This is a genomic window from Bacillus sp. T33-2 (assembly GCF_002860205.1).
In the GTDB taxonomy this organism is placed as follows: Bacteria; Bacillota; Bacilli; order Bacillales; family Cytobacillaceae; genus T33-2.
This window is the reverse complement of record NZ_PGVB01000052.1, coordinates 1-16654: the sequence shown is the minus strand read 5'-3', so window position 1 is coordinate 16654 and position 16654 is coordinate 1. Positions and strand designations below refer to the sequence as shown.

Genomic DNA, 16654 nt, shown 5'->3' with positions numbered 1-16654 from the left:
AAGTAAAATTTAGAGTCGGGGAAGTCTCAACTTTTTAAGAAAGAGCAATTATGAAATTGATTCCATAAATAAACAAAAATGATTACATCTGTGAAAGTGAATAAGCAAACATTGCATTTATTACAATCCAGAGTGAATATGTATTTAAAGGCACAGCGCCAAATATTTACAAACACATCAAATGCAACAAGTGACCGGCGAATTGTATGAGAATGCAGAAGAGGCCCAGGGAATTACAAAAAATGGTGTGGACAAGATTAGCCAGCTTCAAAACGAGATGGATGAGCTTAGGCAACTGATGATGGATTAGAATTCCACTTTTGAAAATTTAACAGATATAATCCAGGGCGAAAATTAAGGATATTACAGCACAGACAAACCTGCTTGCGTTAAATGCAAGTATCGAGGCTGCGCACGCCGGCGAAGCTGCGGAAGAGGATTCTCCGTAGTCGCCGAGGAAATCCGGAAACTCGCAGAAACAACAAGCTTGACAACAGAAAATATTAACCAGAATCTAGCTGATGTCAACGGGACAAACTCACTGGCGCTGGAGGAGATGACCAAAGTGCGGGCAAATTTAATGAAAGCGTAGAGGCACCAAAGAGGTAAGCGAATATTTTGCACAATTGAATGAAACTGTTGTGCAATTAAACGCCAAGTTCAGGAGTTTTGACTTGCTTGTGAAAAATGTTAAGGTAAAATCAGCAGATGCAGAAAGTTCGACAACAGATTTGGCTTCAATCATCGAGGAAGCTTCCGCTGGCTTCCAGCAAATGAGTGCAACTGTCGAAACGATTAACGAAGATAATGTGCAGATTGCCCAATATATGGACAGTTTGGCAAAAAGTTCAGAAACAATCCGAGTAAGCTTCCAGTCAGCATAGAGAACAGGGGCAGCCTTTAAAAGGTTGCCTTTTTTGCATTCCTTGGCCGGAAAACATTTACAAAGGATTGACGAGGGGGATTTTGTTCTATAAAATTAGAACAAATTCAGTTATAAAAAATTAGAACAAAAAGAAGACGGTGGATATGATGTACGAGATAAAAGTTGATTATGCCCCGGCATATGAGTTGATTACCAGTTTGTATTTTTATATTAATAAGGACCGCTTGAAAATATACGAACTAGGAACAGAATGGAAGGAATCTGTTGATGCGAAATTGGATCCTGAGTTTAAAGAAGCATTAAAAGATAAGCGGATGGAGGTTCTGCACCGCCTCAGCCTTCTCGTGCACAAATGCCCGGGGAACAGAACACCCGGGGACTTCATCGAATGGCTGAAGCAATTGTCCCCAACCGAAATGTATGACTGCATGCTGCCATGGGCCAGGGCAATTCCACAGGATATGGGTGATTTACAAAAGCATTTCGTTTACCTGTTTACCGAATGGAACGAACAGTATTTTAAGCATATAGATTCTTCAATACTAAAATCCCTGGAGCAGGATGCATTTGAAAAATCCATGCTGCAGAAGCAAATAAACCCGGTAGATTTGGTAGAGCTGAGCACAAATGGAATCCGGATTGAAGCAGACAGGATTCAAAATCTGCTGCTTGTCCCTCAATGTCATTACTCCCCATCAAGCATCATCGATTATTATGAAGGGTTCATTACTTGTTTATATCCAGTTGGGCTTGACAACAATGCGCCTTTCATTTCGAAAAAGACGATTCACTTCTTCAGCAGCCTGTCAGATCAAAACAGAATTCTGATTTTGAAAAGCCTCTACGGGAAACAGCGCACTTTTAAAGAATTATTGAACATTACAAAGCTGGCGAAGAGCAATCTACATTATCATCTGGCCATGCTGCGAAGTGCGGGACTCATTCGTGCCCATCATACAAGTGAAAGAGTTGAAAGCTACAGCATTCGGCTAAACACGATTCCAGAGGTTCAGGAAAAGCTGCTATCATACATAAAAGGGGAGTGAAGCAATGGGGAAAACATGGAGTGGTTTCCATCCGGTAGTTAAAACCATCCTGATCGGCACAGTTTTTACTGGGATTGGCAGTGGAATGATTGTGCCTTACTTTGCCATCTACTTAGCGGAATATACCAGCCTTTCCATTTCACAGATTGGTTTTTTCATAGGTGCCGGGTCTCTGGCAGCAATGTTCGGTGGTTTTTTGGGCGGAACTTTATCGGATCTTTTTGGAAGGCGAACTGTAATGATTGCGTCCCTGCTCCTTTCCGGCTTTATTCTGTTAGGTTTTACCTTTAAATCCTTCTCTGTCATGCTTATCCTGTTGACCATAATGAAAGGCTTTACCTATTCGTTTTTCGATCCAAGCTCCAAGGCCCTGATCAGTGACCTGACGGACAGTGGACAGCGGCTTGGCGCATTTTCGATGAAATATTTTTGCGGCAACCTGGGGTTTGCAATCGGCCCGCTGATCGGCACGGTTTTTGGGTTGAATGGGACCAGTACAGCCCCGTTTTACATAGCTTTTATTATTTTCTTTTCATACAGCATCATATTAAACAGTCTGCTTATAAGATTCAATATAAACACGGTTTCTTGTAAGGAAGAAAAAGTGACATTCCAGGCTTCAATTAAAGCAATGGCTAAAGATAAAGTATTATTGTCGTTCTTAATTGGCGGATTACTGGCAACCACAGTGCATGGGCAGTTTTCGGCCACTCTGTCCCAGTATTTTTATAAGGATTACAAACAAGGTCTTCAATTCCTGGGGATCTTATGGTCTTTCCATTCACTTGTAATCATTAGTCTTACTGTTCCAATTTCGAGATTAATGGAAGCCAAGACTCCGCTCCGTTCAATTGTTGTCGGCACATTACTGTTTGCATTCGGGATTATAGGATTCGGCTTGTCAAGCAGCCTCCCCGCTTTACTATTGTCAATGTTTGTCTTTACTATAGGGGAAATCTTCTTGATTCCTGCTGAATATGCCATCATTGATGAGATTACTCCTGAGCAGATACGGGGAACTTATTACGGTGCAGCGAACTTGACAGCACTGGGGTCATTTGTCGGGCCAGGGCTATCTGGTCTGTTATTATTGAAATTTGATAGTACCATCATGTTCTCGTTTTTAACTCTGACAGCCTTGGCGAGCTTGATCTTTTATTTTTGGGGCATACGGTTGAAAGATTCAATGGCAGCCATTTCAATAAAACAGATGAGGATGAACCAAAATAAAGATTTTTGACGCCAATAGAATGGATCATTTAGATTAGGGACACGCCAGAGGCAACCAACTTTACTGGTTGCCTCTGTGCCCTTATAGTGTAAAATCCTCGATCATTTCCTGAAGCTGTTGGGCTTTAATGCTTAATTCATTCACGGAGGATGTGATTTCTTCCATAGAAGCCAGCTGTTCCTCCGTCGATGCTGCGACCGTTTGGGTGTTTTCTTCCGTCATCTCTGTTTGACTGGCCATCTCATGGATAGAAGAGGTAAGCTGGCCAGCTTGGGATAGCATAGTTTTTGTTGACGCTACTGCTCCCTGTATTTCAATCGCTACCTGTTTTGTGCTGTCAAATATATGAGCAAAAGAATCTCCTGTTTGTACAATTAAGTTCATGCCCACGTTTGTTTCTTTTGCTACTGTTTTCATAGAATCAATGGACTGTAGTGTATCTGATTGAATGCCTTCTATTAGGTGGCGAATTTGTTCAACTGATTTTGAAGATTCATCTGCCAGCTTGCGCACCTCGTTCGCTACTACGGCAAATCCCTTTCCATGTTCCCCGGCACGGGCCGCTTCAATGGCCGCATTCAAACTTAACAGATTCGTTTGCTCCGCAATTGAAGTGATAGTATTTAAGATTATTTCTATTTCTTTGGAACGCTGCCCAAGCTGTTCAATTACATCGGAGGTTTGTTCGACGGATTTATGTATAACCTTCATTTGATTAATTGTTTCCTCTACTACTATATTCCCATTTTCAGCCTCTTCAGTTGTCTTATTGGAGGAAACTCCTACATTGTATGTAACCTCGGATATGTGAGTTAATTGTTGAGTAAAGTCATCCATTAGACGCACATTATTTTTTGACTCAGCTGCCTGGTTACCTACGATTGTAGCCACTTCTTCAACGGATGACGTAATTTGGTTCGTTGCCTTTGTTGTCTCTTCAGTTATAGCCAGAAGTTCCTGGCTGGCTGCAGCAACCTCTTGTGAAACGTCTTGGCTGCTCTGGATCACATTTCTGAACGAGCCGATCATATAATTTAAAGAATCCCCTATAGCACCAAACTCATCATTTGAAGTAATATCGATTGTTTTCGACAGATCGCCTTGTGAAGTGGTTTCGGTGAATGCCTGGATACCATTTACTTGGTCTCTGATGGCTTGATAGAAGCCGATGAGTAAATACATAAGAACCAGCATCATCGCTACAGCTAGGCCCAATGTTACATACAATTGTAGCGTCAAAGATTTAAGATTGGCTTCGAGCAGCTCATCCAGTGCGTCTGTCTGATATTTCAACAATTTATATATACTGTTGATTGTATCAGTAGTTTTACTGAAATAAATTTCAGGTTCTATTGTGATTTTTGACGCATTTAATATATCCTGGTCGATTATATTTGCAATCTCTTTCGCATCGTTAACGGAATTGGATGCATAAGATCCCAATGTTTCTTCCAGCGATGGCTGCAGTTTAAAAACTATTTCATAGGTGTTTTCTGCCTTTAAGACAGTGTCCTCCATCATTTTCAACAAGTATATCAGTTCGATACGTTCGTCTTCGGTCATGGTCTGTTTTGTTGCCGCGCCAACCCCGACCGCCCTGGATTTTCCCATGAATTCACTGATTTGGGGCAGCGTTTCAATTAACAAATTATTGATATGGTTGTTTACGGGATTTGAGTCTAACGTTAAATTCGTTTCATCTGCAATATCCAATAAAGTGTTCTGGATGTCTGCAATTAATTCGTTATGCATTTGGATCGACTCATTTTTTTCAACTGAAAGCGACTCCTGTCTGACAGTCTCCCAATTAGACCTGATATTACTTATATCTTTTTGGGCGACATTCAGCCCGGGTTGCGACGCCAAAAAAGCTGAAAGCGACTTAAACTGATTGTTTACTTTTTCTTCTACACCTTCCAAGGTTGCTTCTGCTTTTTTATCACCACTTAACACATTTACGGATAATCCCCTATGCTGCTGTGTAAGTTGCATCAAAGGAAACATTTTCTGCAGCAGCACGATTCCAGTCCGTTCCTTTTTTGTAAACTGGGTTTCATTATAATTATTGAATACCAAATATGCTGATAACATCGACACAGTCAAGAAAACGACCAAAAATAAAATTATGAATTTTTTTGAAAACGACAACTTATTCAAAAGCAGTTTGGCTGGTTTAAATATTTGCTCCATTTCATTCTCTCCCTTTTAATGTCTTGCATGTTGTTGATATAACAATAAGCTAAATTGTTAAAGAAACATGGTCTGTGACTTTTGTCACAATCACACGATCAGGAATTTGTTTGAAATGAGAAGATTTTTGTCTGTACGGATATAATTTTGGTTCGAAAGCGCATAAAATGAAATTCAAAATATTTTTTTAAGTTTATGAAAAATGGACTCGGGACAAAACTTGATTGTTAGGAGGTTCTGCTTCTTTAACGTGAAAGGGTATGGAACCTGAAAAAATATTATTATTAATACAAAGCCTCACTCGGCAGCTGTGATACAATAGAAATCAATTTCTCAGAAGTTGATTTTGTCGACTCCTCTGGGATAGGATTATTGCTCAATTTTGTAAACTGCTTTAATGAAAAAGGCATCAAAATAAAGATTACTCATGTAAGCAGCAACGTGAAAGAGCATTTTCGACATTTTACAGATTTCAGAAATCGTTGGTGACGGGGTATTTTTTTGTCCCCGGATTAACTTAAACAAGAAAGATTCAGCATCGTTTACTTGCCTATTCGTTTTATTTCTGCTATCCTAAAAAGGAATTATTTTTGTTCGGTATGTGGGAAGGAACAAGATACTTCTTTTCGCCTGGATATCATTGGAGCAAGAATAGTAATACAATTGTGTGTGTGCACACTGGGAGGCAACAAAAATGGAAAACGGTAAAGTAAAATGGTTCAACTCAGAAAAAGGTTTCGGATTCATCGAGCGTGAAGGCGGAGATGACGTATTCGTTCACTTCTCAGCTATCCAAGGCGAAGGTTTCAAAACTCTTGAAGAAGGCCAGGAAGTTACTTTTGACGTAGAGCAAGGTGCTCGTGGACCTCAAGCAGCTAACGTACGTAAAGCATAATATAACGAATTAGCGCATACAAAACAGACTCTGACCAAGAGTCTGTTTTTTTGTCTGTGTATCATGAAACAGCCCTGCTCAAGGGAGCAGGGCAAAGAGGCATCAGAAAGCGCGTTTTGTATAAAAATTTTCTGTGAAATACGGCTGGGACTTAGAATTGAAAGCTACTCCCACACCCAATAATTCAAAGTCAGGACGTAAAATATTTTCCCTGTGGCCAATTGAATTCATTAACCCTTCGTGAGCAAACACACTGCTGAATTGGCCATAAGCCAGATTTTCCCCTGCAACCGAGAAGCGTATATCATCCTCTTTCATCCGGTCGAACGGGGACTGCCCCTCTAAATTAGTGTGATTGAAATACTGGTTTTCTGCCATATCGATGCTATGTTTTCTCGCAGTATTTTTTACATGGTCATCCCAGGTGAGGACCGGGAGATTATTATTCACCCGTGAAGCGTTTGTCAGGTCAAACAATTGATATTCAAAACCTTCTTTTAATGGATCACTTGCTTCAGCGTAAAAACCTTGCTTGTTCTGCTCTATGTCTTTTCTTATGATTTGCATTGCTGTGACAGTGTTGTTTTTATGTTTGTCATAAAAAATAGTCACATAGCTGCCATCCACCAGAAAAATATCGTAATCCCGATTTTCTTGAAGCTGATAATAAACCATGCCCTTTTGAATCCTGGTTAAAGGTTCTCCCAATTGCTCAAGGACTGCTTGTTTTGAGCTTCCCAGTTTTATATTGTTGCTTGCAGCAATCAAGTCCTGGTTTGTGTACAATCCGGCTACCTTATTGTGTTTATCGTAGCCGACCATGGTAAAGCTCTGGTAATTCTCATGGTACGCATGCCATGGGATGCCATATTCATTAAATGAGGACCGTTTAGGTGCGCCAATTTGCTGTTCCACGTCATTTTTTATATCTCCCAGTTCAATATTATGAATGGAAAACGTATGTCCTGCTGGAGCTGCCAGGTCCGGTTTTTTTACATCATCAGGCTGAGGTTGCTTCTGTTGAAGCGGGAGCTGCATGTTCAGTTGTCCTGCCAGATTCGTGATGCCTTCGTATAAAGACTCAATAGCAGCAGAAACGCCAGGATTATCCTTTATAGCAGCTACTTCCGAATTAATCCGGTCAATCACTGGCTTATATTCTGTATTTGCAAGTCCTTTTTCCAAAGCGGGCCAGGAAGCATATATAATGAACAATATTGAAATAAAGACAATCAATCGCCTCAAATGTATTTCCTCGCTTTCTGTCTTTGTGATGTTATGGGAAAACGATCCGTGTAATTTCTGTCCAGTTATTTAACAATATATCCACTATCATACAATTAACAAACTAAGATTTTCAAAAAATTAGGCCTTTCCTATTTTTTGCAGCGAAGTCAGATTTTCGAGAATAAATTAAAAATCCCCCTGGTTCCAGGGGGATTTGTTATGCGATTTATCGGATGTGCTTCAACACTTGATCAGATACATAGAAGTCTTTGCCGTTGTAAACATTGATGCCATTTAGTTCTGCTTGGACATCGCGGTTTTTGACACTCACGATAGAGATATTTTTATTTGCCGGCAGTTTGATAGTATGGTTTGACTTTTCTGCTACAAAAACAGGGTTGTTAGGATCAGTTACGTCAATGCGGGTTGTGTAGCCTTTCTTTTCAAATCCTTCTTTTGCGTTAACGTACAGCTTTTGAGTAAGTTGTCCTAAGTCAAAGCCCATAAATTGTGCCATCTTTTTGGCAAGGTCTGTGTTTTCAACCATCCCGAATGGTCTTGATGGTCCATACGAGTAGAGGAATACATCCTCACCAGTGTGTCCGCCCGTAGTGAAGCCAAGATTTGCACGGTTTGAAAGCAGTTTTGACATGTCTGCACCGACATTTTCAGAAGCTTTTAATGCTTGTTCTTCTTCAGCTGTCAGGTTGTCCAATCCGTAAAGTGCAGCAACTTCCTTCATGTTGGAGCGGTCAGATTTCAACTGGCTCACAGCGCCTTCAACTGTCATTTTCGCTTTCTTTAAAGGATCGATATAGGTAGAGACAGGAATTTCTGGATAGTTAGCATTAGTGTTCAAGTTACCCATGGTGATTCCGCTGTTACCGTGGTCAGACACAGCGATGACCATTGTGTTGCCATCTTTTTTCGCAAAGTCAAGTGCTTTCTTCACAGCGTCATCAAATGCCAAAACATCACTGATCATGCCAACTGGGTCGTTGGCATGTGCTGCCCAGTCGACCTTGCTTCCTTCCACAAACAGGAAGAAACCGTCTTTATCCTTATTCAATGTATTGATTGCTTTTTCTGTCATTTCAGCCAGTGTAGGCTCACTTGGTTTTGTCGTCTTGCGGTCGAAGTCGTAGGCAAGCGCGCTAGGTGCAAAGCTTCCCCAAATCTTGTTTGATCCGGAATTTAACAGTTCGTCGCGGGTTTCAACGAAGTCATATTTCTTGTTTTCAAGCACCTTTACAAGGTCTTCGCCATCTTTTCTGGCATTTTTCGTTGTGCCTGGAGACAGGGATTCTTTCCCGCCGCCCAGTACGACATCGATGTTTTGATATACTTGCTGCTCAGCGATATCTCCATAATTGCTTCTATGTGTCACATGGGATGAAAAGCCGGCTGGTGTTGCATGCTGGATTTCAGATGTAGAGATAATCCCGGCTGCCTTGCCTTGTTGTTTTGCACCTTCAAGCACATTTGCAACTGGACGCTGGGCATCTTTTGGATTTACTGGCTGGAGGCCAGGTGAATTAACGACTGCTGGCAGGACACCGATGAACTTATCATTGGATTTATTTCCTGTAGCAAGGGCCGTCGCCGCAGGTGCCGAATCAGTAATAGCAGATTCAGCAGAGTAGGTTCTGACACCGCCTGCAGCCATTTCGTCCAAAGCAAGGTTTCCGCCTTTATACCATCTTGAAAGGGTAGTGGCACCGGCACTAGTGCCGTCCATAACCATCATGATTACTTTAGTAGGTTTCTTTCTATGATCGTCAGCTTGAACATCTTCCTTTTTGGCAGTAAAACCGAGCGATGCAAAAGCCACTGCGCTGGCAAGTGTAATCCCTGCTACTTTCCTATTAAGTTTGCTCAATGTTTTTCCCTCCACGGATTATTTATCACAACAATTCAAATAATATAGGCACTCTGTTAAGCTATTGTTTTAAAAAGGTTAAAAGAGGGTTTAAAAATGTTACAATTTTGTTAACAATCGCTAAAAATCATGCAAAAAGACCTTTGCTGTGTCGATAAACAGCCTCGAAACCATCGCCAATGTCTTATCTTTGTTATATACAAGATAAAAAAACCTTTCGTCATTAAAGTCCTCTATTTCATACATGTTAATCATATTGCTGTTGAAATATTCTCTCGCTGCAATTTCTGAAATAATCGAGACGCCAATCCCCTGTTTTACAAACTGTATCATGCTCAGGTCATCAGTGTAGGCGATGATATTCATTCGTTCTTTGGATATTCGATGTTTCTTCAGGAACCTCTCAACAAGTGTATTTGTACCAGAGCCGGAGTTCCTCATGATAAACGGATACTTTATGATGTCGTTAACCGTGACCGGGAAGCTGATTTGTTCATCTTTTGAGGCAATCAATACCAGCTTTTCTTTCACGAGAGGAATGTATTGAAGCTTTTCATTTTCATACTTCTCGCCCAACAGTCCCAAATCAACCGAGCCATTTAATACCTTGTCCGCAACAATTTTTGATGAGGACTGGCTCACTCGGAAGGTGACTGAAGGATACTCATCCTTAAATCGTTTGACCATCCCCGGCACGATAAATTGCGCAGGAACAGAACTGGCTGCAATCCGGATCACACCGCGAAACTCGTTTCTACCCTGATTCAGGTCAAGCAAAGCTTCATCCTTTAATAATAGAAGTTTTAATGCCCAATGGTATAAACGTTCTCCATGAGGGGTAAGGATTACCTCCCTGCCGACACGGTCGAAAAGCTGAACCTTTAACATCCTTTCCAACGATTGTATATGTGAACTGACAGTCGACTGGCTTAAAAAGATGTCATCGGCTGCCTTAGAAAAACTTTTATGTTCAACTACTTTAGTGAACACTTGCAATTGATGGAAGTCCATCTTCTTTCCTCCAGTATTGAAAAAATGGATTAGAAGCTATCTATCTTATAGATACTTTGACTCCTCTTAGAATACCATCTTTTTATAATGTAATGGCAATATTATGTTGGCATCCAATATTACGAATGATCATAAGTGCCAGTTTCGCCGTTTGGCTATATAATATGATTGAATGGAATCAAGCCCTCCACAAAAGGAAGGAGGGCTCTGCGTATTATATAGGCTAATAGGAGTGGTCAGGTGAAAAAGCATTCGGTTCGTATCATGATCTACTTTTCCTGGTTATCTTTTCTTTTATTATTATTTGGATTTGGCTGGACAATACAAAATCATTTTTTTGGAGATCCGGCCGAACAGGCAGTAAGGTCCGAACCAGCCAAACAGGAAAAAAGCAGAACAGGGAAAACCATCGTTGCTTTAGGTGACTCCCTCACAAGAGGAACAGGTGACGCAGACGGGAAAGGATATATCGGTTATTTAGTCGATCAGTTGCAGGAAAAATCCAAAGAGAAAATAACTTTGCATAATCTTGGCGTTAAAGGCTACCGGTCGGAACAGCTTCTCAGTCAAGTGAAGGAGTCTGAGATCCAAAGGCAGATTCAGCAGGCTGATGCAATCACGATAACCATCGGGGGCAATGACCTGTTCCAGGGCGGGCAGACCCTGGTCGATCTTAATAATGAAAGGATTTCCGGTCTGAGGCAGCACTACCTTCTTAATTTGGAGAATATTATCGCGGAAGTGCGCGCTCAAAATGGAGAGGCGATGATTTTCTTTGTGGGATTATACAATCCGTTTATCGACCTGAATGACGCGGCAATGACGACGCAGGCAGTAAGGCAGTGGAATTTTGAAACGAGCCAGCTGTTGGACAAGCACCCCCAGACTGTGTTTGTGCCTACGTTTGATCTGTTCCAGCTCAAGGTCAACGATTATTTGTATTCGGACAAATTCCACCCGAATGCGGAAGGGTATAAATTGATTGCGGAACGTGTAGCTTCATTAATAACGTGGTAAGGTTGTGGGGATATGAGTGAAATCACACTTTCAGTAACAGGCGTGCGAAAAGTGATCGGCAAAAGAGAGATCATTAAAGGGCTTGATTTTGATTTAAGGCGTGGAGAAGTTTTTGGCTTTCTGGGGCCTAACGGGGCAGGGAAAACGACCACAATCCGTATGCTGGTAGGCTTGATCAGGCCTACCTCCGGGACAATTGAAATATGTGGCTACAACGTCGAAAACCAGTTTGCAGAAGCGATGGGCCAGCTAGGCTGTATTGTTGAAAACCCGGAATTATACCCCTACCTGACCGGGTGGGAAAACCTTGAGCATTTTGCCAGGATGCTGCCGGAAACTGACCTTGACCATATGAGTGAAGTCGTAAATCTGGTCAGGCTGCAAGAACGGATCCACGACCCGGTAAAAACCTATTCACTTGGTATGAGACAGCGGCTTGGCATCGCCCAGGCACTGTTAGGCAAGCCGAAAGTGTTGATTTTGGATGAGCCGACCAATGGACTGGACCCGATGGGTATCCGGGAAATGCGCAGCTTTATAAGGTTCCTGGCGGAGGAACAGGGACTGACGGTGTTAGTATCAAGCCATCTTCTCAGTGAAATCCAGTTAATGTGTGACCGGGTTGCCATCATTTCAAAGGGAGAGATTATTGAGGTCAACTCGGTAGATAAGCTGTTGGCTTTACAGGAAAGGCTGGTTTGGAACGTTTCTCCAATCGTGAAAGCAAAAAGTATATTGGACGGGCTTACAACAGTGACAGAGGGAAGGGATGGAACGCTTATCACCCCGTATAGCGAAAGCGACGGGGCGTCCTGGAATCGAAGATTGGTGGAACAAGGCGTTGAAGTGAAAGAAATGCACAGGAAGCTCCCTGCCCTTGAGGATCTGTTCCTTGAATTGACAGGAGGGGAATCCGTTGAATAACCTCGTACGAAATGAAATGCTGAAAATTGTCAGAAAGAAAAAAATTCTCATCGTGGGCGCGATTATTGCTGTTCTTGTCGGTATGTTTACATATGCGCAATTAAAAGAAACGGAAAGAATCCGTGAACGATTCGGGTCAGTTGATTGGCGGACAACACTCCAGCAGCAGATCATCGATACTCAAAACCGGCTGGCCAGCAGCGGAATTTCAGAAGAGTGGAAAAGCCAGCTTCAGCTGAGGGTCAAGCAGCAGCAATATTATCTCGACCACGACATCAATCCTGCCGAACCAGGTGCTCCGACCTTCATGCGTACGGTAGCAGAAAACTCAATTACTCTGTTATTGCCATTAATGGTGATGATTGTCGCGGCGGACATCGTTTCTTCTGAACGGAGCGGGGGCACGGTGAAACTGTTGCTCACAAGGCCGGTAAAGCGCTGGAAGGTTTTGATGAGCAAGTATATCGCGCTTGTGCTGTCAGTTTCGACAATTGTCATTCTTTTCGGGCTTCTTTCCTATTTGATCTCCGGCATCGTCTTTGGATATGAGGGCTGGTCCGCCCCGGTCATCACCGGTTTTACCGCTGAAGGCGCGGAACTGGATACAAGAGGGGTGCAAATGATCCCGCAATGGCAATATCTATTGATGGAATTCAGCCTTGTCTGGTTCGTTGCTATCATAGTCGGTACTCTGACCTTCATGCTGTCTGTTTTGGTAAAAAGCACCCCAGCCGGAATGGGAGTGATGCTTGCCGCATTGATTTCCGGCATGATCCTTAGCAACATGGTGTCTTCATGGGAGGCTGCGAAATATCTTTTCATGATCAACCTGAATTTAACCGGATATTTGGCCGGAAGCGCCCCACCAATTGAAGGAATGACCTTAGGTTTCTCACTCGCAGTCCTCGCCATTTGGGGACTGGGCGCTTTGGCTGTTTCATTTGCGAGATTTACAAGGCAGGATATATATTAGACTATAAGGATCTTTCGGAAAAAGTTGAGAATCATGAAAGTACAGAAAGGCTAATGAAAAAGAGCACCCATAAGTTCACAAAGAATTTACGGGTGCACTTTTTATTTAATCTGTGCTGCCATCTTAATTTATCTTTTTCTTATCCTTACTGTAAATTATTAGATTGTAGGGGTCATTACGCACTTCTTTGGTGATTTCATCTGTTAAAATGAAATCCTTAATTTCTTTTTCGATGGTTACGGCAAGTTCTTTAGCGGCGGGATCTGTTGCGTCAATCGTTGTTTTTATTTTAAGCTGCAGTGGATATGGATGGAATGAATAGGAATAAGTTTTAACTTTCAATTCTTTATTTTCCATGAGTCCGCCGCCTATTGTGCTAATGATATTATTTTTTCCCCACCTTATTTCTTGCTCGCGGGCTTTCATATCTATTCTGGTTACTCTTAATCTAAAGTTGTCTCCGTATTCCTTGGAAGTAGAATGCAGCAGATTTTTTAATTCATCTATTCTTTTCTCGGTGTTCGGTACTGCGACATAAATAAACTTCTCGATTTTATTAATCCGCACTTGAATGGGAAATGCCGTTTCATAGTTGTTTATCTTTAATTGTTCCAGGATTTTCTTTTCGAGCTCCTGGCTGTCCTTTGTATACTTTTTATCCTCAGGAGTTTCTACATAATCAATTTGTCTTTCAATATGTCTTTTTACTTCAATATCAAACTTCCCCAAATTGTTCGCTTGTAATGCCGCATTGATATTTTTTTCAATATCGTCTTTTATTTTATTAAAATCCTCTTTGGTACCAGATACACCCAGTGTCAATTCTTTCTCTGGCACTGATACATCAAACGTAACCAATTTATATCCTTTATCATTTGCTGCATCGGAAATCACATCAGAAATCGCATATTTATACTCTTCCTGCTTGACAAATAAGCTGAGATAAGGAATTTTTGCCGCGACCTTGGCTATTCCCGGTGAAATATAGGACGATCCAATAAAAAGGATCACTAACGCTGCAGCAGTTACACTCGTATAGGCTAATTTTTTCATGCTGCTACTGCGGCGTCTTGTTTTCATTTCGTTTTTGTATTGATTTCCTTTCACTGCTTCCAGGACATGTTTTCTATGTTTTTCTTCAAATCGGACGTTGGCAGCCTCAGGGTACTTCAGCTTATTTCCCATGGATATTCTCCCCCTCAAATAAATTTTTTAAAGAATTTCTGGCGCGGTGGAGTCTTGTCTTCACTGTATTTGAATTAATATTTAAAAGTTCAGTAATTTCACTGATAGGTAATTCTTCATAGTAATACAGGATTATGACTTCTCGTAGCTTGAGAGGAAGGTTCAAAACCTTTTCAAAGATAATTTCCTTTTCTTCTCTGTCAATTAGGGGCGACTCGGTTGGTGGTGTACCACCAGCCAACAATGAACCAAAATAATCTTTATATGAAATATTCTTGAATGACCAGCTTTTTATATGGTCTTTACACTTATTCACTGTTATTCGATAAAGCCATGTTTTATATGCTGCCTTCTTTTGGAACTTATCCAGATTTTGATAGCAGCTGATGAATACCTCCTGTGATATATCCTCCGCTAGCTGTTTCTGTTTGATATATGTGTAAGCAAGCCTTATTACCATATCTCCATACTCTTCCATTAAACAAACAAGCAGTTCCTCTTTTGTTGAAAGATTGTTATCATTGAGAGATGAGTTTTCTTTCAGTTTCTTTGCGTGCATTTATATCCTCCTCTCAATCTCAAACGTTAGACGAAGCTACCCCATCATAGGTTCCATAATTATTTTGATTCTATAAAGTTTCCTCCAGATGAAGAAAGATCAATCATGTTTTTAACACCAAGTAGCAGGCAAAATCATTGCAATGTTTCAGCGGTTTGATTTATATATATTTAGTTGGTTTTTGGCGGATAATAACAAGCGGCTGTCTGATCAGGAATTAACAAAAACAACAAACAGGGAGGAATACAGCATGAATCCAAAATACAGTCCTTTATTTGAATCCTTCACTTTCCCAAATGGAGTGGGGCTGCAGAATCGAATGATCATGGCACCGATGACGAATTTTTCATCCAATCCCGATGGAACTGTCACGGATGCTGAGGTCGACTATTATGTACGCCGGTCAAAAGGCGTCAGCATGGTAATCACGGCTTGTACATATGTAACACGGAATGGGAAAGGCTTCCACGGCGAATTTGGGGCAAGCACTGATGACATGATTCCAAGTCTGAACAGGCTGGCTGCGGCGATTAAAGAGGAAGGGGCAAAAGCCATTCTGCAAATTTTTCATGGCGGTCGGGAGTGCCCGCCTGAATTGGTTCCTGACGGGGGCATTGTCAGTGCAAGTGCCGTCCCTTCAGAACAAGGCAGCGGGAAAGTACCCCGTGCGTTATCAGACGATGAGATCGAATCAATTATAGATGATTTTGGCGAAGCTACCCGGAGGGCAATCGAAGCTGGATATGACGGGGTTGAGATCCATGGCGCGAACGGTTATCTCATCCAGCAGTTCTTCTCGCCACATTCCAACCGCCGTGAGGATCGCTGGGGAGGAAGCCTCGAAAAACGGCTGACATTCCCGCTTGCGGTTGTCGAAGAAGTACAAAAAGCAGTCAGGGAGCATGCACGGGATCCATTTATCGTTGGCTATCGGTTTTCCCCCGAGGAACCTACCACACCGGGAATTACGATGGCTGATACGTTACAATTGGTGGATGCCCTTGCAGACAAAAATTTGGATTATCTGCACGTATCACTGAATGATTTTTGGTCAACCCCAAGGAGGGGTGTAGAAGATAAGCGTTCCAGGATGGAAATCATTCAGGAGCGGGTTGGGGACAAGGTGCCTTTAATCGGTGTTGGATCGATTCTTACTGCAGAGGATGCTCTAAAAGCATTTCAAACAGGCGTGCCATTGATTGCCTTGGGGCGTGAAATCATCATTGACCCTGATTGGGTTGAAAAAGTGCAGCACGGCAGAGAAGCGGAAATCGAAACGAAGATTGATAAAAACGCGCAGGAGCGCCTGGTTGTGCCCGATCCGCTTTGGCAGGCAATCATTCATACACCTGGATGGTTTCCAGGAGTGGAATAGAGATCTCTTTGTATATATGGATACTGAAAGTGGAACGGAAGGGCCGAGAGGTGTTCTAATGGAGGTTATTGGCGAGCGATAATGAATCGGATGAATTAAAAGTGTCCCAATTGAGGTTATTGGTGCGCGAAAATGAATCGGAACAATGAACGGGGTAGGCAATAAGGGCGGTACAAAAGTGTATGCTTTTGGGCGAGACTGCTGAAAAAGTCTTAATATGTCTTCGTGATTAAAAGGAAGAGGGATCTCTTCCTTT

The 16654-nt window shown here is 41.9% G+C and carries 15 protein-coding genes and 2 pseudogenes; 10 read left to right on the top strand and 7 right to left on the bottom strand.

Going from position 1 to position 16654, the window contains the following annotated elements:
* Positions 1-353: 353 nt before the first annotated feature.
* The 4 genes and pseudogenes from CVD19_RS26025 to CVD19_RS23115 all read left to right on the top strand — a co-directional run.
* Positions 354-517: pseudogene (locus CVD19_RS26025) on the top strand (methyl-accepting chemotaxis protein); the annotation flags it as partial.
* A gap of 157 nt (positions 518-674) precedes the next feature.
* Positions 675-884, top strand: coding sequence for a hypothetical protein (locus CVD19_RS23125; protein ID WP_101585538.1), 210 nt, complete (start codon positions 675-677; stop codon positions 882-884).
* Positions 885-1029: 145 nt separating this feature from the next.
* Positions 1030-1932 carry a winged helix-turn-helix domain-containing protein gene (locus CVD19_RS23120; protein WP_257985266.1) on the top strand — a complete coding sequence of 301 codons (903 nt, stop codon included), beginning with the start codon at positions 1030-1032 and terminating at the stop codon, positions 1930-1932.
* Between the two features lie 4 nt (positions 1933-1936).
* Positions 1937-3172 (top strand): MFS transporter, encoded by a 1236-nt coding sequence (locus tag CVD19_RS23115; protein WP_101585537.1) that lies wholly within the window; start codon positions 1937-1939, stop codon positions 3170-3172.
* A 72-nt stretch (positions 3173-3244) separates the two neighbouring features.
* On the opposite strand, the gene CVD19_RS26020 is transcribed toward CVD19_RS23115, so the two are convergent.
* On the bottom strand, positions 3245-4000 hold the full coding sequence (locus tag CVD19_RS26020) for a methyl-accepting chemotaxis protein (RefSeq protein ID WP_374702919.1): 756 nt from the start codon (positions 3998-4000) through the stop codon (positions 3245-3247).
* Positions 4001-4192: 192 nt separating this feature from the next.
* Positions 4193-5155: pseudogene (locus CVD19_RS26015) on the bottom strand (nitrate- and nitrite sensing domain-containing protein); the annotation flags it as partial.
* Between the two features lie 516 nt (positions 5156-5671).
* Between CVD19_RS26015 and CVD19_RS26010 the strand changes: the two are divergent.
* Both CVD19_RS26010 and CVD19_RS23100 read left to right on the top strand, forming a co-directional pair.
* Complete coding sequence (locus CVD19_RS26010; RefSeq protein ID WP_101585535.1) at positions 5672-5842, top strand: STAS domain-containing protein; 171 nt, start codon at positions 5672-5674, stop codon at positions 5840-5842.
* A 205-nt stretch (positions 5843-6047) separates the two neighbouring features.
* The gene (locus tag CVD19_RS23100; protein WP_101585534.1) at positions 6048-6248 is read left to right on the top strand and encodes a cold-shock protein; all 201 of its coding nucleotides are present in this window, start codon (positions 6048-6050) and stop codon (positions 6246-6248) included.
* Positions 6249-6350: 102 nt separating this feature from the next.
* On the opposite strand, the gene CVD19_RS23095 is transcribed toward CVD19_RS23100, so the two are convergent.
* The 3 genes from CVD19_RS23095 to CVD19_RS23085 form a co-directional block, all read right to left on the bottom strand.
* On the bottom strand, positions 6351-7493 hold the full coding sequence (locus CVD19_RS23095) for a CAP domain-containing protein (protein ID WP_101585533.1): 1143 nt from the start codon (positions 7491-7493) through the stop codon (positions 6351-6353).
* A 208-nt stretch (positions 7494-7701) separates the two neighbouring features.
* Positions 7702-9354, bottom strand: a complete 1653-nt coding sequence (locus CVD19_RS23090; protein ID WP_180953762.1) for an alkaline phosphatase — start codon at positions 9352-9354, stop codon at positions 7702-7704.
* A 120-nt stretch (positions 9355-9474) separates the two neighbouring features.
* On the bottom strand, positions 9475-10365 hold the full coding sequence (locus CVD19_RS23085) for a selenium metabolism-associated LysR family transcriptional regulator (RefSeq protein ID WP_101585532.1): 891 nt from the start codon (positions 10363-10365) through the stop codon (positions 9475-9477).
* A 240-nt stretch (positions 10366-10605) separates the two neighbouring features.
* Here CVD19_RS23085 and CVD19_RS23080 point away from each other — a divergent pair, with 240 nt between their 5' ends.
* From CVD19_RS23080 to CVD19_RS23070, 3 genes are read left to right on the top strand one after another with little or no spacing between them, the layout of a single operon-like run.
* Positions 10606-11382, top strand: coding sequence for an SGNH/GDSL hydrolase family protein (locus CVD19_RS23080; RefSeq protein ID WP_180953761.1), 777 nt, complete (start codon positions 10606-10608; stop codon positions 11380-11382).
* 12 nt (positions 11383-11394) lie between these two features.
* On the top strand, positions 11395-12306 hold the full coding sequence (locus CVD19_RS23075; RefSeq protein ID WP_101585531.1) for an ABC transporter ATP-binding protein: 912 nt from the start codon (positions 11395-11397) through the stop codon (positions 12304-12306).
* Positions 12299-13279 carry an ABC transporter permease subunit gene (locus tag CVD19_RS23070; protein ID WP_101585530.1) on the top strand — a complete coding sequence of 327 codons (981 nt, stop codon included), beginning with the start codon at positions 12299-12301 and terminating at the stop codon, positions 13277-13279. The genes CVD19_RS23075 and CVD19_RS23070 overlap by 8 nt, the downstream gene beginning before the upstream one ends.
* 123 nt (positions 13280-13402) lie before the next feature.
* Here CVD19_RS23070 and CVD19_RS23065 read toward each other — a convergent pair whose 3' ends face one another.
* Both CVD19_RS23065 and CVD19_RS23060 read right to left on the bottom strand, forming a co-directional pair.
* Positions 13403-14464, bottom strand: coding sequence for a DUF4030 domain-containing protein (locus tag CVD19_RS23065; RefSeq protein WP_101585529.1), 1062 nt, complete (start codon positions 14462-14464; stop codon positions 13403-13405).
* Entirely contained in the window at positions 14454-15023 is a 570-nt protein-coding gene (locus CVD19_RS23060; RefSeq protein ID WP_101585528.1) for a sigma-70 family RNA polymerase sigma factor, read from the bottom strand. Before CVD19_RS23060 ends, CVD19_RS23065 begins: the two co-directional genes overlap by 11 nt.
* A gap of 250 nt (positions 15024-15273) precedes the next feature.
* Between CVD19_RS23060 and CVD19_RS23055 the strand changes: the two genes are divergently transcribed.
* Positions 15274-16398: an NADH-dependent flavin oxidoreductase gene (locus CVD19_RS23055; RefSeq protein ID WP_101585539.1), complete on the top strand. Its 1125-nt coding sequence runs from the start codon at positions 15274-15276 to the stop codon at positions 16396-16398.
* Positions 16399-16654 lie beyond the last annotated feature (256 nt).

Excerpts from the sequence above, each read along its gene's own strand:
- CVD19_RS23075 (WP_101585531.1), top strand. The coding sequence starts at position 11,395 with ATGAGTGAAATCACACTTTCAGTAACAGGCGTGCGAAAAGTGATCGGC.
- CVD19_RS23065 (WP_101585529.1), bottom strand. The coding sequence starts at position 14,464 with ATGGGAAATAAGCTGAAGTACCCTGAGGCTGCCAACGTCCGATTTGAA.
- CVD19_RS23120 (WP_257985266.1), top strand. The coding sequence starts at position 1,030 with ATGATGTACGAGATAAAAGTTGATTATGCCCCGGCATATGAGTTGATT.
- CVD19_RS23115 (WP_101585537.1), top strand. The coding sequence starts at position 1,937 with ATGGGGAAAACATGGAGTGGTTTCCATCCGGTAGTTAAAACCATCCTG.
- CVD19_RS23085 (WP_101585532.1), bottom strand. The coding sequence starts at position 10,365 with ATGGACTTCCATCAATTGCAAGTGTTCACTAAAGTAGTTGAACATAAA.
- CVD19_RS23060 (WP_101585528.1), bottom strand. The coding sequence starts at position 15,023 with ATGCACGCAAAGAAACTGAAAGAAAACTCATCTCTCAATGATAACAAT.
- CVD19_RS23100 (WP_101585534.1), top strand. The coding sequence starts at position 6,048 with ATGGAAAACGGTAAAGTAAAATGGTTCAACTCAGAAAAAGGTTTCGGA.
- CVD19_RS26020 (WP_374702919.1), bottom strand. The coding sequence starts at position 4,000 with ATGGATGACTTTACTCAACAATTAACTCACATATCCGAGGTTACATAC.
- CVD19_RS23055 (WP_101585539.1), top strand. The coding sequence starts at position 15,274 with ATGAATCCAAAATACAGTCCTTTATTTGAATCCTTCACTTTCCCAAAT.